This window comes from Arthrobacter sp. DualSoilB13, from assembly GCF_055389195.1.
The window spans coordinates 2,181,732-2,205,101 of record NZ_AP035865.1 but is presented as its reverse complement, the minus strand read 5'-3'; the positions used below and the strand labels follow the sequence as shown (position 1 = coordinate 2,205,101).

Here is a 23,370-nt window from a genome sequence, read left to right as displayed (position 1 = left end):
AAACCAGCCGGAAAGCAGCAAGGCGCGTCACCGCCCGGCAAAACCGGAAGGTAACGCGCCCTGCGAAAAACCGATAAGTCCTAGCGGACAGCCACGAGGTCGACGACGAAAATCAAGGCCTCGTTGGGCTTGATGGCTCCACCGGCGCCACGTGAGCCGTAGGCAAGTTCCGAGGGGATCTCCAAGCGACGGCGGCCGCCGACCTTCATGCCGAGCAGGCCCTGGTCCCAGCCCTGAATGACCTGGCCGACGCCCACGCGGAAGTCCAGAGGAGCGCCGCGGCCCCAGGAAGCGTCAAATTCTTCTCCCGTGGACCAGGCAACGCCCACGTAGTGAGTGGACACGGTGTCCCCTGCCTTGGCTTCGGGACCAGTGCCCTCGATCAGGTCAGTGATGACGAGGTCTGTGGGGACGTCGCCTTCCGGGAAGTCGATTTCGGGCTTGGTGCGGTCAAAGTCGCGCTGACCAAATGACATGGTTGCTCCTTAGGTTATGGGGGCGGAGAGAGATTTCAGGAACCAGCTTAGCCAGAACCCGCGCGGGGTTTTACTTCTTAGCGGTGATCTCAACGACGAACACCAGCGGGCCCGCAGGCTTGCCCTGGGCAGCAGCGCTTGCACCGTACGCAAGATCAGTGGGAATCGTCAGGAGAACCTTGGAGCCGACCTTCTGGCCTGTAAGTCCAAGCGTCCAGCCCTTGATGACCTGGTTCAAGCCGAACGTAGCGGCCTCGCCCCGATCATAGCTGGAGTCAAACTTGGTGCTGTCTTCCCAGCGCCAGCCAGTGTAGTTGGCATCGATCGTGTCAGTGTCTTTCAGTTCCTCACCCGTACCCTCGGAGAGGACCTTAACAGAAAGGCCTGCCGGGGCATCAGTCTTGGGAATTTCCACCGAGGGTGCGCCCTTGTCATCGAAGGTCACCTTGGGAAGTTTGCCGTCCTTGTCCAGCTGATCGGTCTCCTCCTTGCTGAGAAGACCAGGCGCGTTCTTGGCTGAGGCAATCTTGAAGACCACCAGCTGGGAGGAGGCAGGCGCCGAAGCAGAGGAGTTGCCCGGAGCAGCGATGGCTACATGACTGCCCACTTTGGCGCCGATGATGGCGTCAAAGATGAGTTCATTGCCGCTTTTCATCTGTTCGGAAAGTTCGATCGCCTGGGGCCCCTTGGCGTAACCGTCCTCAAGTGTCTTGCCATCGGTACCATCGACCGCGATGAACACCAGTTCAGCGATTTGACCCATCTTGACCGGCTCGCCGTCACCTTCTTTGACCACCTTGACGGTGGGTCCAGTCACGGCCAGAGGCTTGGAGAATTCAATGCCGGGCGCTTTGTCATTGCCGTTGTCCGTGATCTTTAGGGAGTCGAGCTTGGAGACGTCACCTACTGACTTGCTGGTGGGCTCAGTAGCCGGGTTGTCTCCACCTCCGCACGCGGTCATGATCAACAGGGCGGGCAGGAGAATTGCTAGGAGTCGGCGCACAAAAAGACACTTTCGTCGGGGCAAAGGGACACTCGGAAAGGCGCATAGCGCATCCAAGTAGGGTGTATCTCGGTAAGAGACCACTATCCAGAGTAGCCCGTGAAGCTGGGAGTCAGCTTATAAAGCCCTTTAGCCCATGGAATCCAGGAGGGCATCCACCCGCTCATCAACGTTCCGGAACGGATCTTTGCACAAGATGGTTTGGTGTGCGCGATCGTTCAGTTTCAGGTGCACCCAGTCCACCGTGTAGTCGCGGCCCAGCTCCTGTGCTCGTCGCACAAAATCTCCCCGCAGTTTCGCGCGCGTTGTCTGTGGTGGAGCGTCCACGGCATCTTTGACATCGGTTTCGGTGACCAGCCTGCGTGCTGCACCACGGGCCTGCAGCAGGAAAAAGATGCCGCGTTGCCGTGAGATGTCATGGTAGGTGAGGTCCAGCTGGGCAATGCGCGGTGAGTCGAGGCTGAGGTCGTGCCGCCGCATGTAACCGTCCATGAGCTTCTTTTTGATGGCCCAGTCCACTTCGGTATCAATGGTGCTGGTATCGCCGCTTTCAATGGCGTTCAAGGTTCGCTCCCACAAGTCCAGGATGAGTGGAACGTGGGCGTTGTGGGCACCATTGGCGGCTACGAACTCGGTGACCTTATTGAGGTACTCGCGCTGGATATCCAACGCAGTCAGCTGCCGGCCGTTGGCCAAGCGGACCAAGGCCCGGCCGCTGAGGTCGTGGGAGATTTCGCGGATGCTGCGGATGGGATTCTCCATGCGCATGTCGCGCATGATGACGCCCGCCTCGATCATGCGAAGGATGAGGTCCACCGTTCCGACCTTCAGCAAAGCCGAGGTTTCGGACATATTGGAGTCCCCCACAATCACATGCAGGCGACGGTAAAACTCGGCATCTGCGTGAGGCTCATCGCGGGTGTTGATAATGGGCCTGGACCTGGTGGTGGCGGAGGACACGCCTTCCCAGATGTGGTCGGCGCGCTGGGAGAAAGCGAACGTGGCACCGTGGGGTGTCTTTAGTACCTTGCCGGCACCGGCTATCAATTGACGTGTCACCAGGAAGGGAATCAATATTTCGGCAAGGCGGGAGAACTCCCCGCGCCGCGGTATGAGGTAGTTCTCATGGCTGCCGTAGGAATTGCCCGCAGAATCGGTGTTGTTCTTGAAGAGGTACACAGTTCCGTTGAAACCCTCCGCGGCGAGCCTTGCCTGAGCCTCATCCACGAGGTCATCAAGGATCAGTTCACCGGCCCTGTCATGGGCGATCAGCTGTGCGAGGTCGTCACACTCTGCGGTGGCATACTCCGGGTGCGACCCCACATCAAGGTAAAGCCGTGAACCGTTGGTAAGGAAAACGTTGGAGGACCTGCCCCAACTGACCACCTTGCGAAAGAGGTACCGTGCAACTTCCTCGGGGGCCAAAGGGCGGGAATCAGGGCTGGAATAGGAAATTCCGAACTCCGTTTCGATGCCAAATATCCGCTTATCCATCTCAGCTCTCCTCTGTGAGCAACCGGGTCATGTCTTCCGGCAACAGCCGCCTGAACGCCCTGCGTGATCCGCGATTGCTTTCGGAAGCGCGGTACAGCACGGCAGCTTCGACGGCGGTGGCGGGCAGCTCGTCGATTTCCTTGTTGGTGGCCAAGGCACGCAGAGCCAGTCGCATGGCCCCCGCCAAGGTGAGTTCCGGCTCCCACTCCCCGCTGACGACGTCGGAAATCTGGTCAGCGAGTCCGCCCATCACCACGAACCCGTTTTCATCGGCGATTGATCCATCGAAGGTCAAACGGTAGAGGTGGTCCTCCTCCCGGGTGAGACCAACCTCGGCCACCGCCAATTCCACCTCAAACGGTTTTTGCTCGGCGGTAAACACCGCTCCGAGGCTCTGAGCGTAGACACTTGCCAGGCCGCGGGCAGTCACGTCCTCACGGTCGTAGGAGTAGCCGCGGACGTCTGCATAGCGGACTCCTGCTTGCCTGAGGCTTTCAAATTCGTTGTACTTGCCCACCGCAGCGAAGGCGATTTTGTCGTAGATTTCACCGATCTTGTGAAGCGAAGGTGAAGGGTTTTCGGCGATCAGCGCGATGCCATCGGAGCAGCTGATGACCACAACAGAGCGCCCACGCGCTATGCCCTTCCGTGCGAAGTCCGCACGGTCCTTCATTAACTGCTCGGGAGAGACGTAGAACTGCTGTGTCATATCAGGCCTCCCGTCCGGCGGCAGCCCGCGATTCAACAATTGCGCCAGCAACTGCGGCCAGATCCCGTTCAGGGACCCGCCGGTTGCCGGATCGATCGACGGTATAAACCACCGGCCACAATTGGCGAACGGGGTCGGGCCCTCCAGTGGCGGAGTCGTCATCTGCGGCGTCATAGAGTGCCTCAACAGCTACTGCTACGGCGTTTTCCGCAGACAAATTAGGCTTCCAGAGCTTCTTGAGCGCGCCGCGGGCGAACACGGAACCGGAACCGACGGAGTGATGCTCCTGTTCTTCGTACCGGCCGCCTGTGACGTCGTAGGAGAACAAACGGCCCACACCGGAGCTGTGGTCGAAGCCTGCAAACAAGGGAACGACTGCCATCCCCTGCATCGCCATGGGCAGGTTTCCGCGGATCATGGCGCCCAGGCGGTTAGCCTTGCCGACCAGGCTGAGGAGCGTGCCCTCGATCTTTTCGTAATGCTCCAGCTCAACCTGGAAGAGCCGCGTGATGTCAATTGCCAGGCCGGCCGTACCAGCTATGCCGAGGACTGAATACTCGTCCGCCGGAAACACTTTCTCGATGTGCCGGCTGGCGATGATGTTGCCCATGGTCGCGCGCCGGTCCCCCGCCATCAGCACTCCACCTGCGTACGTCAAGGCAACGATGGTGGTGGCGTGCGGGGACGACGGCACCATGCCGGCGGGTAACGATTGATTAAAGGGAAGGAGTTCGGGACGCGAGCGTTGAAGATGCTCCGTGAAAGAAGACGTTGCCTGGGTGGCCAGGGGGCCGGTTGATGGGTCCTGCATTGCTGCACTCCTTCGACTCTGCATTCCGATGCCCGGCGGCCTTACGCCGACCGGGCAGTACATCCTCTGGCGGGTCCGCCTACTGTCCGCCCTTTTGGACAAACGCCCTGACGAACTCTTCGGCGTTGGATTCCAAAACGCCGTCAATTTCGTCGAGAAGGTCATCCACTCCTTGCGTCGCGTCCGAGGCCTGTGCCTCCGGTGCTGCCGGGGGCGCTTCGGGTGCGTCCACTTCGGTCTCGGTTTCCCGCGACTGCGGTTGTTGCTGCTCCTGTGCTGCCATTTTCTTTCTCCCTACTGTCAGTCCCCTGTTGACGGAGACTTCCTACTGCCATAGTGCCACGCCGACCGATGCTGCGGACGGCTTTAACCAACGGCGAATAATCCTGTGGCGGGCATCCATCAGCTCCTGGCCGGTGGCGGCGTCTGACCCAACAATTCGGCCAGGAAAGAAGCAGCATCCGGGTGACGGTCAAAGAGGGCGCCGGTCAAAGCCCGGGTTCCCCTCAAAGGCTCCCGGGTAGGCACCCGCTGCAGTTTCCCCAGCCCCGGAACATCAAAAATCACCGAGTCCCAACTGGCGCCTACAACATCTTTTCCGAATCTGGAGACGCACCGCCCGCGGAAATAAGCGCGGGTGTCCGACGGCGGTTCGGTCACCGCCCGGGTGATGTCGCCTTCGTCCACGACGCGCATCATCCGGTTCCTGGAGAGCAGCCTGTAGTAGAGGCCCTTCTCAGGCCGGATATCAGACCATTGAAGATCCACCAAGCCGAGCCTGGCGTCGTCCCATGCCAACCCGTCGCGGTTTCGGTAGCCCTCGAGTAGTGACTTCTTGGCCACCCACTCGACTGTCGAGGCAGCGGCATCAGGATCAATCCCCAGCGTTGTCAGCGTGGACTCCCACTGGGACAGGACCTGGTGCGTGTGGCCATCTCCGGTGACGGAATCCGCCACCCCTGTCTCTTGGGCCAGCTTGGAAGCTGCCTCGAAATACATCCACTGCAGATCGAGGGCTGTTACCCGCCTTCCGTCGAGGAGCCTGACGGTTGTGGCCAGCGTGGTGTCGTGGCTGACGGCTTGGAGCGCCTGGACGGGTTCGTGAACCTCGATCCTGGGAGCCTGCCCCGCTTCAATGAGGCTAAGAACCATGGCCGTGGTGCCAAACTTCAAAAAGTTGGAGGCCTGGCTGAGGTTTGCGTCCCCAATGATCACATGGAGGCGACGGTACTTGTCCGCTGTCGCGTGGGGCTCGTCCCTGGTATTGATGATGGGCCGGCGGATGGTTGTCTCCAGTCCCACTTCTGCTTCGAAGAAGTCTGCCCGCTGGCTGATCTGGTAACCGGGCGTGGAGCTATCCTGCCCCAGCCCCACCCGGCCCGCGCCACAGATGACCTGGCGGGAGACGAAGAAAGGCGTGAGCCCGCGGATGATGTCCCCGAAGGGCACCGAGCGTGGCATGAGGTAGTTCTCATGCGAGCCATAGGACACGGACTTGTTGTCAGTGTTGTTCTTGTACAGGTTGATCGCCGGGAGCGAGGGGTCGGCAGCTACCTTCCGTACCGTGGCCAGGGCCACCAGATCCCCGGCGGCGTCCCATGCCACGGCGTCGCGTGGGTTGGTGACCTCCGGACTGGAGTATTCAGGATGCGCGTGGTCCACGTAAAGGCGTGCACCATTGCCGAGGACCATGTTCATCAACAGTGAACCGGACTCGTCTGCGCCGTCCAGCTCCAGCTCCTGGCGGCCATAAGCCAAGGCGACCGCTTCGGCGTCGAGCACTGGCGGTTGATCCGTCAGTTGGCTGGGATCCGCCGCTGCCCTGTCCACGGTCCAACCGCGGGCGTCGTGCAGCGGTTCCTCATCCGTGTAGTCCCACCGGGTCTCAGCCCCGCCGGCCGCCCGTTGCCGGGTCACGGTGGCGTAAGCCTGAATGATCCGGGCGGACATCATGGTGGCGTTGGCCCCCGGAGCTGACGGCGCATGGATCCCATATTCAGTTTCCGAGCCCATGACGCGCATGGCGCCGCCTGCGGGAAGCTTCTCTGCGGGTGAACCTTCGGGCCTTGCTGTCACAGGTACTGACCCGTGTTGGCAGTGGTTTCGATGGACTTGCCAGGCTCCTGGCCTGCCTTGCCCTGGACGATGGTCCTAATGTAGGTGATCCTTTCGCCCTTCTTACCGGAAATCCTTGCCCAGTCATCCGGGTTGGTGGTGTTGGGCATGTCCTCATGCTCACGGAATTCATCCACCACGGCGCGGAGCAAGTGATCGATCCGAAGACCCTTCTGCTGTAAGGTCAGCAAGTCCTTGATGGCGTATTTCTTGGCACGGTCCACCACGTTTTGCACCACCGCGCCGGAGTTGAAGTCCTTGAAGTACAGCATCTCCGTATCTCCGTTGGCGTACGTCACCTCAAGGTACTCATTGGACTTCTCAGTGGAGTACATGGCCTCCACTGTGCGCTGGACCATGGCATCCACCGTGGCCTGCACATCGCCGCCGTACTCGGCCAAATCCTGGGGGTGGAAGGGCAGGTCAGTGGTGATGTACTTTGCGAAGATGTCGGCTGCAGCTTCGGCGTCGGGCCGTTGGATCTTGACCTTCACGTCGAGGCGACCTGGACGCAGGATGGCAGGATCAATCATGTCCTCACGGTTGGAGGCACCAATGACGATGACGTTGTCCAAACGCTCCACGCCGTCGATTTCACTGAGCAGCTGAGGCACGATGGTGGTCTCAACGTCCGAAGAAACGCCGGTGCCGCGAGTGCGGAACAGCGAGTCCATCTCGTCGAAAAAGACCACCACGGGGCTGCCATCTGAAGCCTTCTCGCGGGCACGGGAGAAGATCAAGCGGATGTGGCGCTCAGTCTCACCCACGTACTTGTCCAGGAGTTCTGGACCTTTGATGTTGAGGAAGTAGCTCTTGAGATCGGTATTGCCGGCACGCTCTGCTGCCCTGGCGGCAAGGGAATTCGCTACTGCCTTGGCGATCAGGGTTTTGCCGCATCCTGGAGGGCCGTAGAGCAAAATGCCCTTAGGCGCTTTGAGCCCATGCTCGCGGTAGAGGTCCGGATGGAGGAACGGCAACTCCACGGCGTCCCGGATCTGCTCGATCTGCGGGCCAAGGCCACCGATATCCTGGTAGGTGATGTCCGGAACTTCTTCAAGGACGAGGTTCTCCACCTCGGCGCGCGGTACCTTCTCCAACGCGTAGCCCGTCCGTGAATCCAGTGACAAGGCGTCGCCCACCTTCAGGTGAAGGCCTTGGAGCGCCCCGGACAACCGGACCACCCGCTCTTCATCGGCGCGGCCAACCACCAGCGCGCGGTCCTTGCCAAGCATTTCCTTGAGCGTGACCAATTCGCCGGCGCGTTCGTAGCCGAGGCCTGCCACCACCAGCAGCGCTTCGTTAAGCAGGACTTCCTGCCCCACCGCAAGCTGGTTGAGGTTCACGAGCGGGCTGACACCTACACGCATCTTGCGCCCGGCATTGAAGATGTCCACGGACTCTTCGGTAGCTGCCTGCCCTGAACTGCCAGGGGCGGGCTGCTTCCGCGGGTTGATCTGCACCACGGTCCCAAAGCTGTAAGGAGGTTGACCCTCCTGCTCCAGAGCGCCCTTCAAGCGAAGAATCTCAGCCTTGGCTGTTTCCAGCATGCTGACGAGCTTGCTGTTGTTCTGGGTCGCGGCTGCCAACTGGCGGTCAATGTGGCGAAGCTTGTCCCGAAGGATATTGATTTGCCGTTCGGCAACCGTCAGTTCACCCGAGGTCTCCGGCGGTTGAACGGCGCTGAACCTCCGGCCTGCCGTAGTCTCCGCTTCGCCGTTTGCATCGTCCGGCGTCGGCCGTCCAAGGTCGTTGTTTGACGTATCCACGATTCATCAGCCCCTTCCTGCGCTTAACAAGACCTTAGTCCCGAAAAGCTCAGGGCGCCGGGTGACATTCGGAATGCGAACCCTATTGTGACCTTTGTCAGGTTGTGACTGGAGGGTCATCCTGAACATTGGTCCCTGCGATTGCGTCACGTGCTGCGCGCCGAAGTTTCTTGTCAGACACGGAGCGCTCCCCCACCGCTGCAGGGGTCCACGCGTTGAGGTCCTCTTCGCTGAACTCGGTCTTGGATGGACGGCGCTTCACGGAAATTCCGGTGACACCGTCAGCAAGACGGCGTGTGACCAGCAGGAATCCGGTGTGGGCGACCATGCGGTGATCCGGACGGACCGCGAGGCCCTCGAGGTGCCAACCACGAACCATCGATTCCCAGGCATCCGGTTCGGTGAAGCGGCCGTCCGCGCGGATTGCTTCGGCGGTGCGGGACAGCTGGGTGACGGTGGCGACATAGTTGATCCAAACCCCGCCCGGAGCCAGGACAGTGGCTACCGCGTCCAAGCACTCCCATGGTGCGAGCATGTCCAGGACAACCCTGTCCACGGAGCCCGGAGCTTCGGCTTTGATGACCTCTTCCTGGAAATCGCCCAAGGAGATCTGCCATGCGGGATGGGGGCCGCCAAAGATGGTTTCTACGTTTCCCCGGGCGATGTCCGCGAATTCCTCGCGGCGCTCGAAGGAATGCAGGTAGCCCCCGTCCCCGACTGCGCGCAACAAGGAAATGGACAGAGCGCCCGAACCCACACCGGCTTCGACAACCCGCGCGCCGGGGAAGATGTCCGCCATGGTAACAATCTGGGCGGCATCCTTGGGGTAAACCACAGCAGCGCCCCGGGGCATGGACAGCACGAAATCAGAGAGCAGCGGACGCAACGTCTGGTACTGCTGACCGACGTTGTTGCTGACCACGGAACCATCAACTTTCCCGATGATTTCATCGTGGTTCAGGAAACCGCGGTGGGTGTGGAAAGCGCCGCCTACTTCCAGTGTGATGGTGTTCATCCGGCCACGCTCGTCCGTGAGCTGGACCCGCTCGCCCACACGGAAAGGCCCGCGGCGTCGTGCAGCGCCCGTCGGCTGTACAGCCGAGCCGATGGCTGACTGGTCAGTGCCTGTGCTTGCTGCGGGGGCGGCGGTTTCGCTGCTCATGTGGTGTTCCTCGCTCCTGTACGGCTTGGCCGCGGTGTGTGACCGGCTGGTGGGCGCCAAAAAATCATTGGCTCTTGTTATGCATATCGGCCGGCAAGTAACTCTACCGGCAAGACAGTCAGGCGCGCCCGCTCCTGCGTGCTTCCTTACCTGTTATGGCGGTCACTACTGCCTGCTGTCGAAGCAGCCCGGTGACGATTCCATTGTGGTCCACCACAGCGTATTCGCCGCCGTCCAGGCGAGCCAGGTACTGGATCAATTCCTGGCCCTTCGACCATTCCGGGACGTAAGCCCCGGCGGCCAGGGCATGAGCCACGGCGGTGACCGGCGTCGTCGTCGCATGTGCGGCCGGTACAGCGAGCGTTGCACCGAAATCCACCACACCCTGTGGCTTGCCGTCAGGACCGCAAATCACGACGGCGGGACTTCCGGTCGGTGAAATGTCCAGGACGTCAGCCACGGATGCCGAGTTCGGCACACCTACTGCCGGCTCAGCGAGGCCGGCAGCACTGACCAGGTAGAGGCGGCTGCGGAGCTTAGCGTGGTGGATGGAGCTGGAGGCGCCCATCCAGAGGAAACCGCAGACAAGCACGGTGACGGTGGTGTACGTCAGATCCGGCCATTGCCCCCTCAGGAAAGGGACCACGATGAACCAGATAACAAGTGCCACCACAATGATCCGGCCGGACCATCCTGCTGCTATGGTGCCCTTGTCCTGGCTGCCCGTAGCTTTCCAAACCGCAGATTCAACCAATCGACCCCCGTCCAGCGGCATCCCCGGGAGAATGTTGAAGATTCCAATCAGCAGATTGGCCATCACCACTATGTCTGTCAGCGTCCCGGCAACTCCCTTGAACTGGGCAACGGAGTCGATCGAGAACATCACTGCGGCTACCACGAAGTTGGATGCCGGGCCGGCCAACGCCACAACCACGGAACGCCCCGGAGAGGCGGTGAAGTTCTCGAACTGTGTGTGGCCGCCCCAAAGGTTGATGACGATTTTCTCGGTGGGCCAGTGGAAGACTTTCGCACTGAGGGCATGGGCGAGTTCATGGATAAGAACTGATAACGCCAGGAGTAACGCGACCGCCAACCCAACGAGGTAAGCCCAGTTGCCCAGTCCTGGTATGAAATCCATGATGAACGGACCGTAGAAGACCACGGTGATGGCTGCTATGACAAACCACGAGTACGCGAGGTAGACCGGCACGCCGGCAATCTTCCCCAGAGGGATGCCGTCACGTTTTTTGCTTTGCGAATGGTGCGGTGTGGACGGGCTGGTCACCTAGCTGGCCCCTTCAAGCAAGTCCGCTGCTGCGAAACGGTCAGCTACCAGCTCTTGCAGATCGGGAGCGGCACGGCCAACCAAAGTGGGCCACATGATCATTCGTGGATCTTCCGGAAGGGGCACCTGATGGGGAATTCCCACAGTAATCACCCCCGAAGCAATGGCTGCCGTTGCGCCTGGGATGGAATCTTCGAGCGCGACGCAGTGGTGGATGCTAACGGAGGGGTCGTCCAGCTTGAGCCGTTCAACTGCCGTGAGATAGGCCTCCGGGTGCGGTTTTCCGTGGGTGACAGTATCGCCGGTGACCATGAACTCGAAGTAGGGCTTGGGTAGGCTTTCCACCACCACACCGGCCAGGGGCCCTTCGGACATGGTCACCAGTGCGCAGCGAATGCCTGCCTCGTGGAGTTCATCCAGCAGCTCGCGGGCGCCTGGCCGCCAGGGAACCTCTTTGCGGACCTGGGCGATCACTTGTGCACTCAAGGTGTCTACGATTTCGCGGGCCTCCAACCTGACGCCTGCGGCCTGCAGGACGGCTGCCGAGTGCAGTAAGGACTGTCCCACCAACTGCATGGCCTGTTGGTGGGACCAGGTCCCGCCGTGGGACTCCACCAGCGCACGCTCGGCCGCTATCCAATAGGGTTCGGTGTCCACGAGTGTGCCATCCATATCCCAGAGCACGGCTTTGAGGAGGGGCTGGCTGGGTGAGGAATGCATGGTTTCCAGTCTACGTGGAACCAAGCGCGCGGCCGTCCGCGGGTTGCGCTGTGGGCGAATCGCGGACACGCTTCCGGGTGAAATGCCATGCATCCACAAGGGTCTTGGACGTAGGGTGAGTGGATGAACAGTGTGGACGGGACCCCCGAAGGACAGGACATCACCGCGGAGCCCGAGCGTTTCCTCAAGGAACCCGCGGACGGCCGGCGTGTCACCGTAATGCTTGCCGCGTTTGAGGGCTGGAACGATGCCGGTGAGGCCGCCAGCGATGCTCTGCACTACTTGAACAAGCTCTGGGACGGCAAGAAGGTGGCCACCGTGGACGCCGAGGAGTACTACGACTTCCAGTTCACGCGGCCCACGGTGCGCCGGACGTCCTCAGGCGCCCGAAAGGTGAAATGGCCGTCAACCCGGATTTACAAGGCTGAAGTTCCGGACAGCAACGTGGATGTGGTCCTGGTTCTCGGCACCGAACCCTCATACCGCTGGCGTGCTTACACCACAGAATTGCTGGTCCATGCGGAAGCGCTCAAAGTGGACTCCGTGATTTTGGTGGGCGCACTGCTGGCCGATGTCCCCCACAGCCGTCCGATTCCGGTGAGTACTACCACCGAGGACAGTTCACTGCGGGAGCGCCTGAACCTGGAGGCATCCCAATACGAGGGACCAGTGGGCATTGTGGGTGTGCTCGCAGAGTTTGCAATGCTGGCAGGGCTGCCCACAGTCTCATTGTGGGCAGCAGTACCTCATTATGTCGCCCAGCCGCCCTCCCCCAAAGCACAGCTGGCCATTCTGCACAGGATCGAGGACCTCCTCCAAGTTCCTTTGGACAGCCAGCCATTGGCTGAAGAATCTGAGGCATGGGAACGCGGAGTAGACGAGCTTGCAACAGAAGACCCTGAGATTGCCGCCTATGTGCGGCAGCTGGAAGAAGCGAAAGATACAGCTGACCTGCCGGAGGCCTCAGGCGAATCCATTGCCCGTGAATTCGAGCGGTACCTGAAACGGCGCGGTAAAGAACGTCCCTAAGAGGACAAACCCCTCAAACAAGCAACGGCCCTGGCATGATGCCAGGGCCGTTGTTGGTTTTTCTTGGGAGTCGCTTAGAGCTCAACCCCGAGCAGAGCATCAATGGCGTCAGCAACAAGGGCGGCATCCGTAGCCGAGCTGACCGCGTCGGCGCGAATCGCTTCCCCTGCCCAATGGTCGACGACGGCGATGGCACCCGGGGCGTTGAGGTCGTTGGCCAGTTCACCACGCATGGCCGCTGTCAAGGCCGCAGCAGATCCAGCAGGGGCGTGATCCACGGCTATGCGCCACCGCTTGAGACGGTCTTTGGCTTCTGCAAACCCGGCATCGGTCCATGACCAGTCGGAGCGGTAGTGATGGGCCAGGATTGCCAGACGTATTGCCGCGGGTTCCTCACCGGCAGCGCGAAGTTTTGAGACAAGAACCAGGTTGCCTTTGGACTTGCTCATCTTCTCTCCGTCCAGCCCCACCATTCCGGCGTGCGCATAATGGCGCGCAAGCGGAACTCCGGAGAGTGAATAGGCATGGCCGGCGCCCATTTCATGGTGCGGGAACACCAAGTCGGAGCCGCCACCCTGAACGGTGAAGGGTGCAGGAAGATACTTTTGCGCGATCACCGTACATTCGATGTGCCAGCCGGGACGGCCGTCGCCGAGGGTGGCGCCGGGCCAGCTCGGCTCGCCCTCACGGGCAACCCGCCACAGCAAAGGATCCAAGGCGTGGCGTTTGCCCGCCCGGGCCGGGTCTCCACCGCGTTCAGCGAACAATTCCAGCATGTCCTTCTCACCCAGGCCGGAAACATCGCCCAGCGTCCAGGCGTCTGTGGCGTCTGAGCGCTTGCCGGCGGTCTCGACGTCGTAGTAAACATCGCCGTCGGGCTCTCCTTCGGAGCCGGCAACCCGGTAGGCAACGCCGTCGGCGATCAGTTGCTCAATGGCCGGAACAATGTCCGGGATGGCCTCCACAGCGCCGATGTAGTGGTTCGGCGCGAGGACGTTCAAGGCGTCCATATCTGTCTGGAACAGCTCGATTTGGCTCTGGGCCAAGTCACGCCAATCCACTCCGGTAGCTGTAGCCCGCTCCAAGAGGGGGTCATCAATATCCGTGACGTTTTGGACGTAGGAGACCCGGACGCCGGAATCGCGCCAAGCGCGGTTCAGGAGATCAAACGCCACATAACTGGCTGCGTGTCCCATATGAGTCGCGTCATACGGGGTGATACCGCAGACATACATCGACTGCTCCGGCTGCTTCTCAACGTCCACCACCCGCCCAAGGGCTGTGTCATACAGCCGTAGTTGCGGCAGGCTGCCGGGCAGCTCAGGTACAGGGCGGGAGGTCCACGATTTCACGACTTAACCTTAGTGCTAGGCGCTGATCACGCCGAAACCGAGGAGGACATACAAGGCCAGACCCAGGAGGATCCGGTACCAAACGAACAGGCGGTAGCTGCGGGTGGAGACGAATTTCAGGAACCAGCCGATGATGATGTAACCCACCACGAAGGCGATGACCGTGGCCAGCGCAGTCTCCGGGAGGCCGTAGGGCCCGCCCAAGCCTTCGTTTGAAACCGTTTTGTAGAGCTGGTACAGGCCACTGCCGAACACTGCCGGTATGGCCAGGAGGAAGGAGTACCTGGCGGCGGCTTCACGGGTGTACCCCATCAGGAGGCCGGCGGTGATGGTGCCGCCCGAGCGTGACACGCCGGGGATCAAGGCCATCGCTTGGGCGAAGCCGTAAAGAATGCCGTGCTTATAGCTCAGTTGGGTGAGATCCCTCTCCTGCCGGCCAATGGCATCGGCTACGGCAAGGATCATGCCGAACACGATCAGCATGGTGGCCACAATCCACATGCTGCGCAGCACTGACTCGATCTGGTCCTGGAACAACAGGCCGAGGATGATGATCGGCAGGCTGCCGATGATCACCAGCCAGCCCATCCGGGCATCCGGGTTGTTCCGCTCTACCTTCCCTGTGAGGGAGCCGAACCAGGCCCGGACGATCCTTACGATGTCGCGCCAGAAGTAGACAATCACGGCGGTTTCAGTTCCCAGCTGCGTAATCGCCGTGAAGGCAGCGCCGGGGTCTGAGGCATTGGGAAGGAACGAGCCGACAATCCGCAGGTGTGCGCTCGAGGAAATCGGGAGGAATTCGGTGAGGCCCTGCACCAGGCCCAGCAAGGCTGCTTCTATCCAGTTCACGTGAATAGACCCTACGTCATGAAGTCCTCTAACTCCCCGTAAGCTAACTGCTATGCAGCAGCGTTATGTCGGAAACAGCGGATTCCGTGTGTCCTCATTGTCCCTCGGAACCATGTCCTGGGCACAGGAGACCGACGAACAGGACGCTGCTGAACTCCTCCACGCATTCGTTGCCGGGGGCGGCACCGTGGTGGACACAGCAGCGTCCTACGCGCAAGGGCGGGCAGAAGCCATGTTGGGATCCATGCTGGGCGATGTAGTGGCCCGGTCCGAGATTGTGATCTCCACCAAAGCCGGCGTGTCGTCAGCAGACTCCAGGCGAAGCGTCAACGCATCGCGGGGTGCACTGCTGTCCGCCCTTGATGCCAGCCTGGCCAGGCTGGGCACTGATTACGTTGATATCTGGTTCGCTCACGAGTGGGATCCGAATGTACCACTGGACGAAACTCTCTCTGCCTTGGAACTAGCCCAGCGAAGCGGACGTGCCCGCTACGTTGGGATATCCAACTACAACAGCTGGCAGACAGCCAAGGCAGCGGCCGTGGCCGGTTTTACCCTGGTGGCAAACCAGTCCGAATACTCCCTCGTCCAACGCAAAGCCGAGGAAGAGCTCATCCCTGCCGTGGAAGACGCCGGACTGGGTCTGATGGCCTGGGCGCCTTTGGGCCGTGGTGTGCTGTCCGGTAAATATCGTGGACAAATACCTGCCGATTCCCGTGCCGCACAAAGCCGCCTTGCCGGTTACATTGAGCCCTATCTGGAATCGCGGGCGTCGCGCGTGGTTGAAGCAGTGGCGATGGCAGCCCGCGGACTGGGCCGCACTCCCCTGGACGTGTCCCTCAGCTGGTTGCTCGCCCGGCCGAGGGTAGCCACCGCAATCGTTGGCCCCAGGAACGCTGTTCAGCTCAAGGAACTGCTGGACGCGCAACTGACGGTTCTGCCGGCTGAGATTGCCCGCGCCCTGGAGGACGTTTCAGCAGCGTAGCTGGGTCTACTGGCGGTCCAGAATGTCCAGCAAGTAGCTTCCATAGCCGCTTTTTGCGAGCTTTGCAGCCTGCTGGCGGAGTCCGTCGTCGCTCAGGTATCCCATGCGCCAAGCCACCTCTTCGGGAGCCCCGATCTTCAAACCCTGCCGGTTCTCCGTGGTCCGAACGTAGTTTGAAGCGTCATTGAGGTCGCTGAAGGTGCCGGTGTCCAGCCAGGCAGTGCCCCGTGGAAACTTCTGCACATGCAAGCGGCCAAGTTCCATGTATTTCCGGTTGATATCCGTGATCTCCAGTTCCCCGCGCGGCGACGGTTGCAGGTCTTTCGCCATGGCAACAACGTTGTTGTCATAAAAGTAGAGCCCTGGAACGGCATAGTTGCTTTTGGGGACTGCGGGCTTTTCTTCAATGGAGACGGCCATTCCATGATCGTCGAACTCCACCACGCCGTACGCGGACGGATCCTTGACCCAGTAGCCGAAGATCGCACCGCCGTGGACGTCGGTGTAGTGCCTCAGCTGGTTGCCCATGCCGGGTCCATTGAAGATGTTGTCACCCAGGATCAGCGCCACGTTGCCGTTTCCGATGTGGTCCTCGCCCAGGATGAACGCCTGGGCAAGGCCGTCCGGGGTGGGCTGCTCTGCGTAGCTGAGATTGATGCCGAACTGTGAACCATCTCCGAGGAGCCGCTGGAACTGCGCGGCATCGCCGGGCGTGGTGATGACAAGAATGTCGCGAATTCCCGCCAGCATCAGCGTGCACAGAGGATAATAGATCATCGGCTTGTCGAACACCGGAACCAGCTGCTTACTGATTCCGAGCGTGATGGGATGAAGCCTTGAACCCGTTCCACCTGCAAGAACAATTCCTCGCAAACCTGCCGTCCTCACCTGTGCCCAGTATTGCCGCTGGCGGTTACTCTAGGGCCATGCAGAGAATCCTTGTCACCGGCGGGGCCGGATTCATCGGATGCAACTTTGTCCACTACATCATGGAGCACACCGGGCTTCATGTCACGGTATTGGACAAACTGACGTATGCCGGGAACATCGAATCTCTCTCCGGGCTGCCGCCGGAGCGCTTCACCTTCGTCAAGGGAGACATTTGCGATGCAGTGTTGGTTGACAAGCTGACGGAATCCGTTGAAGCGGTGGTGCATTTCGCAGCAGAGTCCCATAACGACAATTCGCTGCAGGATCCCCGACCCTTTCTTGATACAAATCTTGCGGGAACGTTCACCATGATCGAAGCCGCACGAACGCACGGCACGCGCTTCCATCACATTTCCACCGATGAGGTCTATGGCGACTTGGCGCTGGACGATCCCCACCGCTTTACGGAGAATTCCGTGTATCGGCCGACGAGTCCCTATTCGGCAACGAAAGCCGGCTCGGATATGTTGGTGCGCGCGTGGGTGCGCTCATTCGGCCTCAAAGCAACCATTAGCAATTGCTCCAACAATTACGGCCCGTACCAGCACGTGGAGAAATTCATACCGCGGCAGATAACCAACATCCTGGACGGGAACCGGCCACATCTTTACGGCAGCGGGCGGAATATTCGTGACTGGATCCACGTGGAAGACCATTCCTCCGCAGTCTTGGCAATTTTGGAGGGCGGACGCGTGGGCGAAACCTATTTGATAGGCGCAGACGGCGAAAGGTCCAACCGGGAAGTGGTTGAGATGCTGCTCTCCCTCGCAGGACGGCCGCGCGAAGCATATGACCTGGTCACGGACAGGCCAGGTCATGATCTGCGGTACGCCATCGATTCGGGCAAACTTCGGCGTGAGCTCGGTTGGGCGCCCCGCTATTCGGACTTCGACGCCGGACTGGCTGACACCGTCCAGTGGTACAAGGACAACGAACAGTGGTGGAGACCGCAGAAAGCGGCCACGGAATCCAAGTACGCAGGTCAAGGGCACTAAGGCGTGGAACAGGGACGCCAGCTACGTTCACGGGCCACGCCCATCCCCGGACTGCTGCTGTTTGAGCTTCCTGTTCATGGGGATGGCAGAGGATGGTTCAAAGAGAACTGGCACCGGGGCAAGATGCTTGATGCCGGGTTGCCGGACTTTGGCCCGGTGCAGAACAACATCTCCTTCAACGCAGTTCGTGGAACGGTTCGCGGTATCCATGCGGAGCCTTGGGACAAGTTCGTTTCACTGGCCTCCGGACGGATCTTCGGCGCGTGGGTGGACTTGCGGGAGGGGCCAACGTTCGGGACGCTGTTCACCGCAGAACTGACCCCCGGCGAGGCCATCTACGTCCCCCGCGGCGTGGGCAACGCATTCCAGACCCTGGAGGACGACACCGCCTACACGTACCTGGTCAACGACCATTGGAGCACGGAGGCACAGAAGGACTACACGTTCCTTAACCTCGCCGACGAGGATGTGGCAGTTCCCTGGCCGATCCCCTTGGATCATTGCGTAATCTCCGCGCCGGACCAGAAGCACCCACGGCTGGCAAACGTCGTGCCAGTGCCCAGGCGGCGCACTCTGGTCCTTGGAGCGGACGGCCAGTTGGGCACTGGCCTTCGGAGTGCCTTCGCGGGTGACTCCACAGTGGAGTTCGCGGGCCGCGCGCGGTTCGACATCACCTCCGAGGACTCCTATCGGGCTGTGAACTGGCGCGAATATTCCGCCATCATCAACGCCGCCGCGTTCACCGCGGTAGATGTCGCCGAAACACCGGAAGGCCGGGCTGCTGCCTGGAGCATCAACGCCGCCGCCGTTTCCCGCTTGGCGCGTACCGCCGTCGAGCATTCACTAACTCTTGTCCACATCTCCAGTGACTACGTTTTCGACGGCACAGCAGAGGTTCACCTCGAGGATGAGCTTCCAGCTCCCCTGGGGGTCTACGGCCAAAGCAAGGCTGCCGGCGACCTCGCGGCGGGCATCGCGCCAAGGCATTACATCGTCAGGACTAGTTGGGTAGTGGGCAGCGGCAGGAACTTTGTTCGAACCATGGCGGCGTTGGCCGCGAAGGGTGCCTCGCCAACGGTGGTGAATGACCAATGGGGGCGATTGAGTTTCGCGTCCGACATCGCAGCGGGCATTCGTCACCTGCTCCTCAACAAAGCCCCGTACGGGACGTACAACCTCAGCAACGGTGGCAACCCCCAGACCTGGTTTGAGCTGGCCCGCGATGTCTACCGCCTTGTGGGCGCCGATCCGAATCTGGTGCGTCCGATCGGCACCGCCGACTACGCAGGACCCCACACTGCTCCAAGGCCGCGCAGCAGCGTCCTGGATTTGTCCGGTATCCGCGCGACCGGATTCGATCCACCCCCGGCAGCACAGCGTCTGGCCGAGTACATCAAAGGCCTGGAACTCTAGCGGAGTCCTGCGAAACGTCCTAAAGTAGCCGTACGGCAGCCTCTTGCAGGAGGCCGGGAGACAACTCAAATAAACATGGTGACACGGCGGCACTGGTCCGCCACCGACGATCCAGGCAGTGCAGCAGCCTCGGATCGTCGGCCACATGGTGATGCCTTGAGTTGGAGCCGAGAATGCTGCTACCGAAAATCATGCCCGTGGGAGATCTCCTCCCCAGGGCAGTCCCCCACTTTTACCCGCGTCGCGGCGTCCCCGCCGGCGTACCCCAGGGCGAGGACCACCACAGTGTGGCCGCTTCCGCAGAGACGGTGGCTAAGGCTCCTTGGGCGAATCTGGGCGGGGTCCCGGTCAAGCTCATGGAGGCTGAGGGCGCGCTTCGGGAAATTTTGGATCGCGCCGGCTCCCCCGATGCTCCCCCTCTGGGCGTCTGCTCCGCAAACCTGGACCATATCCGACACTTCGGAACCGGAAGCCGCTGGATAGGCACTTTGGACCCGCCCGCACCTGTTGAATGGTTAACCCTGATTGACGGCGCCCCCCTGGCCACCCAGGCTCGGCGCCTGACGTCAAAGACATGGCCCCGGCTTGCCGGCAGCGACCTCATTCACCCCTTCCTGGCAGGAGCAGCGGCACGCGGCTTGCGCCTGGGCTTTCTGGGAGGTTCGGAAGAGACCCAAAAACTGATCGCAAGCAAGTTCGTAACCGAGCGGCCTGAGCTGAAGGTAGTTGGTTGGTGGGCTCCCGCCAGGTCCACGCTGGGAGACGCAGCAGCCTCCCGCAGGCTCGCCCGGGAGATACGGGCGGCATCGCCCGATGTCCTGATTGTTTGCTTGGGAAAACCCCGACAGGAACTGTGGATAGCCGAGTACGGTCACCTGACCGGCGCCAAGGTCCTGCTGGCATTCGGTGCCGTGGTCGATTTCCTGGCGGGGAACGTCCGGCGGGCTCCCTCCTGGGCCAGTTCGCACAGCCTTGAGTGGGCATGGCGCCTGATGCTGGAGCCACGCCGCTTGGCACGCCGTTATTTGGTGGAGGGGCCGGAGGCATACGTGAAGTTGCGGACCGCCAGCAGTTCCGACGTCGAGCCAAGAAAGCTGCTTTCCAGCGCCGCATACGCTGTCCCGGAACCCGTGCCCAGCCGGGCTCCGGGATCGTTCGTCCCGGCCACCGAAGCGGCCGACGTCGCCGTCGTGGTTGTCACCTACAACAACGCTGACGACGTCGGGCCGCTGGTGGCGAGCCTGCGCAAGGAAGCAGCCGATGTTTCCATCAAAGTGGTGGTGGCGGACAACTCCCCGGATGAGAGCACGCTGCGTGAGCTCGCACACCACCCCGACATCACAGCAGTGCGAACGGGCGGAAACCTCGGCTATGCGGGCGGAATCAACGCTGCGTTCTCTGTTGCAGGGGAAGCAGGAAGCTACCTCATCCTGAACCCGGACCTCCGCGTGGAACCAGGCGCGGTGGCCGCCATGCTCCAGCGGATGGATGAGCAGGGAGCCGGCATGGTGGTACCGGTCCTGTTGGACGATGACGGAAGCATCTACCCGTCGCTACGCCGTGAACCGGGCGTTCTGCGAGCGCTGGGTGATGCTGCTTTGGGTAGCCATGCGAAGGGCAGGCCGGGTTGGTTGTCGGAGATGGACTTTGACACTGAGAGCTATTTGCACGGGCACCGGGTTGATTGGGCCACGGGTGCGGCTCTGCTGATTAGCTCTGCGGCGTCGGAGGCGGTGGGTGCTTGGGATGAGCAGTTCTTTTTGTATTCGGAGGAGACGGACTATTGCCATCGGGTGAGGTCGGCGGGTTTCTCCATTTGGTTCGAACCCGCTGCCCGGATGTGGCATGAACGTGGTGGTTCGGGGTCATCTCCGCAGTTGACTGCTTTGATGTCGGTCAACAGGGTGCGGTATGCAGAGAAGTATCTTGGACGTGGGCGGGCGTTGGCATTCCGTGGTGCTGTGTTGGCTGCGGAAATTGCGCGGTTGAACAAAGCCGGGCATCGGGATGCTGCATTGGCGGTCCTTATGCAGCGGCGTTGGGAGAGGCTCCCGCACGCGACGCGGACCACGACGGCAGCCACGCCATGACTGTTACCCATCCTTCCGGTGCGGTGATCATCCCGGCGCATAATGAGGCCGGTGTTATCAGCAGGACGCTTGAGGCGTTGAGCGAGGTCATCGCGTGGGGCACAGTTGATGTGGTGGTGGCATGTAACGGGTGTAAGGATGCCACGGAGGCTATCGCGTCGAGGTACGGGGGTGTTCAGGTGCTTCACGTGCCGGAGGCTTCCAAGACTGCGGCGTTGAACGCTGCCGATCAGGCAACGCAGCGATGGCCGCGCGTGTACCTGGATGCCGATATTGAAGTCAGTGCCCCTGCGCTTCATGCAGTTTTTGTTGCTTTGGAGGATGGGACTTTGCTGGCTGCCCGTCCGGCTTTTCGCTATGACACCGAGGGCGCTTCGGTATTGGTGCGCTCGTATTACCGCGCCCGTTCCCGTATACCGGGCAATGCCGAGGCGCTTTGGGGTGCGGGTGCTTATGGGTTGAGTTTCACCGGGCATGAGCGGCTGGGGTCTTTTCCCCCTCTTACTGGTGATGACTACTATGTGGATCGGCTCTTCTCTGCCCATGAGAAGGCGGTGTTGGCTACGGTTCCTGTGGTGGTGCGGACGCCCCGGACGTGCAAGGCGTTGATGTCTGTTCTTAGGCGCACGTATCGGGGCAATGCGGAGCAGGATCTCGTATCCGGCGGTGCCTCCACGGCGAGGACTGTACGGCAGTTGCTTGCCTCCGTCAGGGGGCCGCTGAGCGTTTTTGATGCCGCCGTTTACGTCGTGTTCGCCGGTGCGGGCCGCCGTCGTGCGCTGTTTGGCCCTCAGGCGCTGCCTGGTTGGGAGCGGGACGACACCAGCCGTTAGTCAGAAGCCGCAGCTGCCCCCGCCTTCAATGCTGTAAAGGTGGACGGCGTTGCCGTCGGCGAAAGTGTCGGTGAAGGTTCCGGCCACTATGGGGATGGTGCGGTTTTCGTCGATGACGACGGCGGTGCTGCCGCCGCATTTCAGCGTGAAGGTCGCTGCGCCGCCGGTGTTCTTGTTCGCTCCCGCGAAGATGTAGACGTGGCCGTTGTGGAGTTTGGTGGCGAGGTCTACCGGGCCGGTGACTGTGGTGGCGCCGTCAAGGAAGGGGGCGTTGAGGACGGGTGCGAGGTCTGTGATTTGCTTGTTCACGGAAGTGAGTGTGGGCACTATGTCTTTGCCGCAGTCCCTAATGACGTGTTGGGTGACGCATGGGCCGCCGAAGTTGTGGTTGAAATAGATGATTCCCCGGGCGCCGTGGATGAGGCTGCTCCAGACTGCGGCCTTGAGTTCAGGGCCGGTGATTGTTGTGGTGTTGGGGACATCGCCTGAAGGATGGCCATTCTCTACGAACGCCCACACAGGAATTCTGGTGGCGGGGTCCTGCAGATTCCGTAGCCTGTCGATGGTCCAGCCATAGTTGGCAGCTAGTCGGCATTCCTCTCGCGTCAGGTCTCTTGCATAGCCAACAATGGCACCTCCTTCGCCTTTGCCGCAGATGTTGGGATCGGTGAACCAGTAGTTATCCGCGGAGACCACATCCTGGACTCCCCTGATGAATCCGTGGGCTTCCTGGTCGGATTCCCAGAAGGTGACGCCTTTTCCGTAGTTGGAGTAAAGCAAGACGTTCTGTGGTGCGTATGCCCGCCGTTCCTTCTGTATGGTGTACCCGCATGGTGTGCCTTCGGGAAAACACGGTGCGCCGTCCCCTGGGTATCTGCCGGTCCATCGGGCGTCCCCCGGGCCTGCCCACATGTCCACTTCGTCGCTCAAGACGTAGCCCGCGGCAGCAGCGTGCCGAAAAGTTGGCAGCGCATACATGCCGGAGTCTTTGATCAACTGCACGTCGGAGTTCCCTGTCAGTTCAACGTAGGTGTTGATGCCGGCTGCCGAGTCCATGGCTGTGTTGCCTTTGTCCAGGACGCTTTCCAGCCACACCCCCAGAGGAAAGAAGGATGGGTCTGTTGGAAGGCTGTTGGCAAATTTCCCGTAGTAGTCCGGTCCTCCGTCCACGTCGCGCAGTGCCAGGGACGTTCCGGGCGCGGACCCGCTGCTGGGGGAACTTCCGGGAACCGGCAGGGCTGAGGGCGTGGGGGTCCGGCTTGATCCCACGACGGCGATCAGGCTGACGGCCGCGATTGCGAGCGCAGAACCGGCCCAGAGGCCAACTGTTTTGCCCTTCATTGTTTCCCTTTC

At 61.2% G+C, this 23,370-nt stretch carries 21 protein-coding genes; 6 read left to right on the top strand and 15 right to left on the bottom strand.

Annotated elements, in window-relative coordinates; translation table 11 throughout:
* Nucleotides 1–80 precede the first annotated feature (80 nt).
* The 11 genes from ACZ5J0_RS10065 to ACZ5J0_RS10015 form a co-directional block, all read right to left on the bottom strand.
* Complete coding sequence (locus tag ACZ5J0_RS10065) at nucleotides 81–476, bottom strand: FKBP-type peptidyl-prolyl cis-trans isomerase (protein WP_017200957.1); 396 nt, start codon at nucleotides 474–476, stop codon at nucleotides 81–83.
* A 70-nt stretch (nucleotides 477–546) separates the two neighbouring features.
* Nucleotides 547–1,479 carry an FKBP-type peptidyl-prolyl cis-trans isomerase gene (locus tag ACZ5J0_RS10060; RefSeq protein WP_464093056.1) on the bottom strand — a complete coding sequence of 311 codons (933 nt, stop codon included), beginning with the start codon at nucleotides 1,477–1,479 and terminating at the stop codon, nucleotides 547–549.
* Nucleotides 1,480–1,608: 129 nt separating this feature from the next.
* A complete protein-coding gene (pafA, locus tag ACZ5J0_RS10055) occupies nucleotides 1,609–2,973 on the bottom strand; it encodes a Pup--protein ligase (RefSeq protein WP_142939159.1) in 1,365 nt (454 codons plus the stop codon).
* Between the two features lies 1 nt (nucleotide 2,974).
* On the bottom strand, nucleotides 2,975–3,682 hold the full coding sequence (gene prcA, locus ACZ5J0_RS10050; protein ID WP_142939160.1) for a proteasome subunit alpha: 708 nt from the start codon (nucleotides 3,680–3,682) through the stop codon (nucleotides 2,975–2,977).
* Nucleotide 3,683: 1 nt separating this feature from the next.
* Nucleotides 3,684–4,493, bottom strand: a complete 810-nt coding sequence (prcB, locus tag ACZ5J0_RS10045) for a proteasome subunit beta (RefSeq protein WP_464093055.1) — start codon at nucleotides 4,491–4,493, stop codon at nucleotides 3,684–3,686.
* Between the two features lie 79 nt (nucleotides 4,494–4,572).
* Nucleotides 4,573–4,776: a ubiquitin-like protein Pup gene (locus ACZ5J0_RS10040; RefSeq protein ID WP_142939162.1), complete on the bottom strand. Its 204-nt coding sequence runs from the start codon at nucleotides 4,774–4,776 to the stop codon at nucleotides 4,573–4,575.
* Between the two features lie 119 nt (nucleotides 4,777–4,895).
* Nucleotides 4,896–6,515 carry a depupylase/deamidase Dop gene (gene dop, locus ACZ5J0_RS10035; protein WP_464094717.1) on the bottom strand — a complete coding sequence of 540 codons (1,620 nt, stop codon included), beginning with the start codon at nucleotides 6,513–6,515 and terminating at the stop codon, nucleotides 4,896–4,898.
* Between the two features lie 50 nt (nucleotides 6,516–6,565).
* A complete protein-coding gene (gene arc, locus ACZ5J0_RS10030) occupies nucleotides 6,566–8,374 on the bottom strand; it encodes a proteasome ATPase (RefSeq protein WP_464093054.1) in 1,809 nt (602 codons plus the stop codon).
* Between the two features lie 97 nt (nucleotides 8,375–8,471).
* A complete protein-coding gene (locus ACZ5J0_RS10025; protein WP_464093053.1) occupies nucleotides 8,472–9,536 on the bottom strand; it encodes a tRNA (adenine-N1)-methyltransferase in 1,065 nt (354 codons plus the stop codon).
* Between the two features lie 118 nt (nucleotides 9,537–9,654).
* Nucleotides 9,655–10,821 (bottom strand): site-2 protease family protein, encoded by a 1,167-nt coding sequence (locus ACZ5J0_RS10020; protein WP_142939164.1) that lies wholly within the window; start codon nucleotides 10,819–10,821, stop codon nucleotides 9,655–9,657.
* Complete coding sequence (locus ACZ5J0_RS10015) at nucleotides 10,822–11,634, bottom strand: HAD family hydrolase (protein ID WP_464093052.1); 813 nt, start codon at nucleotides 11,632–11,634, stop codon at nucleotides 10,822–10,824.
* A 30-nt stretch (nucleotides 11,635–11,664) separates the two neighbouring features.
* On the opposite strand from ACZ5J0_RS10015, the gene ACZ5J0_RS10010 reads away from it, so the two are divergent.
* A complete protein-coding gene (locus ACZ5J0_RS10010) occupies nucleotides 11,665–12,570 on the top strand; it encodes a PAC2 family protein (protein ID WP_142939166.1) in 906 nt (301 codons plus the stop codon).
* A 74-nt stretch (nucleotides 12,571–12,644) separates the two neighbouring features.
* Here ACZ5J0_RS10010 and mshC read toward each other — a convergent pair whose 3' ends face one another.
* A complete protein-coding gene (mshC, locus tag ACZ5J0_RS10005; protein WP_142939167.1) occupies nucleotides 12,645–13,922 on the bottom strand; it encodes a cysteine--1-D-myo-inosityl 2-amino-2-deoxy-alpha-D-glucopyranoside ligase in 1,278 nt (425 codons plus the stop codon).
* Between the two features lie 15 nt (nucleotides 13,923–13,937).
* Nucleotides 13,938–14,771 carry an undecaprenyl-diphosphate phosphatase gene (locus tag ACZ5J0_RS10000; protein WP_166840700.1) on the bottom strand — a complete coding sequence of 278 codons (834 nt, stop codon included), beginning with the start codon at nucleotides 14,769–14,771 and terminating at the stop codon, nucleotides 13,938–13,940.
* Nucleotides 14,772–14,823: 52 nt separating this feature from the next.
* Here ACZ5J0_RS10000 and ACZ5J0_RS09995 point away from each other — a divergent pair, with 52 nt between their 5' ends.
* Nucleotides 14,824–15,756, top strand: a complete 933-nt coding sequence (locus ACZ5J0_RS09995; RefSeq protein ID WP_464093051.1) for an aldo/keto reductase — start codon at nucleotides 14,824–14,826, stop codon at nucleotides 15,754–15,756.
* Nucleotides 15,757–15,762: 6 nt separating this feature from the next.
* Here ACZ5J0_RS09995 and rfbA read toward each other — a convergent pair whose 3' ends face one another.
* Entirely contained in the window at nucleotides 15,763–16,629 is an 867-nt protein-coding gene (rfbA, locus tag ACZ5J0_RS09990) for a glucose-1-phosphate thymidylyltransferase RfbA (RefSeq protein ID WP_142939170.1), read from the bottom strand.
* 53 nt (nucleotides 16,630–16,682) lie between these two features.
* Here rfbA and rfbB point away from each other — a divergent pair, with 53 nt between their 5' ends.
* The 4 genes from rfbB to ACZ5J0_RS09970 all read left to right on the top strand — a co-directional run bounded on the left by rfbB (nucleotide 16,683) and on the right by ACZ5J0_RS09970 (nucleotide 22,017).
* Nucleotides 16,683–17,681 carry a dTDP-glucose 4,6-dehydratase gene (gene rfbB / locus ACZ5J0_RS09985; RefSeq protein WP_142939171.1) on the top strand — a complete coding sequence of 333 codons (999 nt, stop codon included), beginning with the start codon at nucleotides 16,683–16,685 and terminating at the stop codon, nucleotides 17,679–17,681.
* 3 nt (nucleotides 17,682–17,684) lie between these two features.
* Entirely contained in the window at nucleotides 17,685–19,094 is a 1,410-nt protein-coding gene (locus tag ACZ5J0_RS09980; RefSeq protein ID WP_464093050.1) for a sugar nucleotide-binding protein, read from the top strand.
* A gap of 173 nt (nucleotides 19,095–19,267) precedes the next feature.
* Entirely contained in the window at nucleotides 19,268–21,184 is a 1,917-nt protein-coding gene (locus ACZ5J0_RS09975; RefSeq protein WP_464093049.1) for a WecB/TagA/CpsF family glycosyltransferase, read from the top strand.
* A complete protein-coding gene (locus ACZ5J0_RS09970) occupies nucleotides 21,181–22,017 on the top strand; it encodes a glycosyltransferase family 2 protein (protein WP_166840705.1) in 837 nt (278 codons plus the stop codon). The genes ACZ5J0_RS09975 and ACZ5J0_RS09970 overlap by 4 nt, the downstream gene beginning before the upstream one ends.
* On the opposite strand, the gene ACZ5J0_RS09965 is transcribed toward ACZ5J0_RS09970, so the two are convergent.
* A complete protein-coding gene (locus tag ACZ5J0_RS09965) occupies nucleotides 22,018–23,358 on the bottom strand; it encodes a hypothetical protein (protein ID WP_223940338.1) in 1,341 nt (446 codons plus the stop codon). It lies immediately after the preceding gene.
* Nucleotides 23,359–23,370 lie beyond the last annotated feature (12 nt).

Excerpts from the sequence above, each read along its gene's own strand:
- ACZ5J0_RS10025 (WP_464093053.1), bottom strand. The coding sequence starts at position 9,536 with ATGAGCAGCGAAACCGCCGCCCCCGCAGCAAGCACAGGCACTGACCAG.
- ACZ5J0_RS10010 (WP_142939166.1), top strand. The coding sequence starts at position 11,665 with ATGAACAGTGTGGACGGGACCCCCGAAGGACAGGACATCACCGCGGAG.
- ACZ5J0_RS09965 (WP_223940338.1), bottom strand. The coding sequence starts at position 23,358 with ATGAAGGGCAAAACAGTTGGCCTCTGGGCCGGTTCTGCGCTCGCAATC.
- pafA (WP_142939159.1), bottom strand. The coding sequence starts at position 2,973 with ATGGATAAGCGGATATTTGGCATCGAAACGGAGTTCGGAATTTCCTAT.
- ACZ5J0_RS09970 (WP_166840705.1), top strand. The coding sequence starts at position 21,181 with ATGACTGTTACCCATCCTTCCGGTGCGGTGATCATCCCGGCGCATAAT.
- ACZ5J0_RS09975 (WP_464093049.1), top strand. The coding sequence starts at position 19,268 with ATGCTGCTACCGAAAATCATGCCCGTGGGAGATCTCCTCCCCAGGGCA.
- ACZ5J0_RS10065 (WP_017200957.1), bottom strand. The coding sequence starts at position 476 with ATGTCATTTGGTCAGCGCGACTTTGACCGCACCAAGCCCGAAATCGAC.
- dop (WP_464094717.1), bottom strand. The coding sequence starts at position 6,515 with ATGCGCGTCATGGGCTCGGAAACTGAATATGGGATCCATGCGCCGTCA.
- prcB (WP_464093055.1), bottom strand. The coding sequence starts at position 4,493 with ATGCAGGACCCATCAACCGGCCCCCTGGCCACCCAGGCAACGTCTTCT.
- ACZ5J0_RS10015 (WP_464093052.1), bottom strand. The coding sequence starts at position 11,634 with ATGCATGGCATTTCACCCGGAAGCGTGTCCGCGATTCGCCCACAGCGC.
- ACZ5J0_RS09995 (WP_464093051.1), top strand. The coding sequence starts at position 14,824 with ATGCAGCAGCGTTATGTCGGAAACAGCGGATTCCGTGTGTCCTCATTG.
- rfbB (WP_142939171.1), top strand. The coding sequence starts at position 16,683 with ATGCAGAGAATCCTTGTCACCGGCGGGGCCGGATTCATCGGATGCAAC.
- ACZ5J0_RS10040 (WP_142939162.1), bottom strand. The coding sequence starts at position 4,776 with ATGGCAGCACAGGAGCAGCAACAACCGCAGTCGCGGGAAACCGAGACC.
- prcA (WP_142939160.1), bottom strand. The coding sequence starts at position 3,682 with ATGACACAGCAGTTCTACGTCTCTCCCGAGCAGTTAATGAAGGACCGT.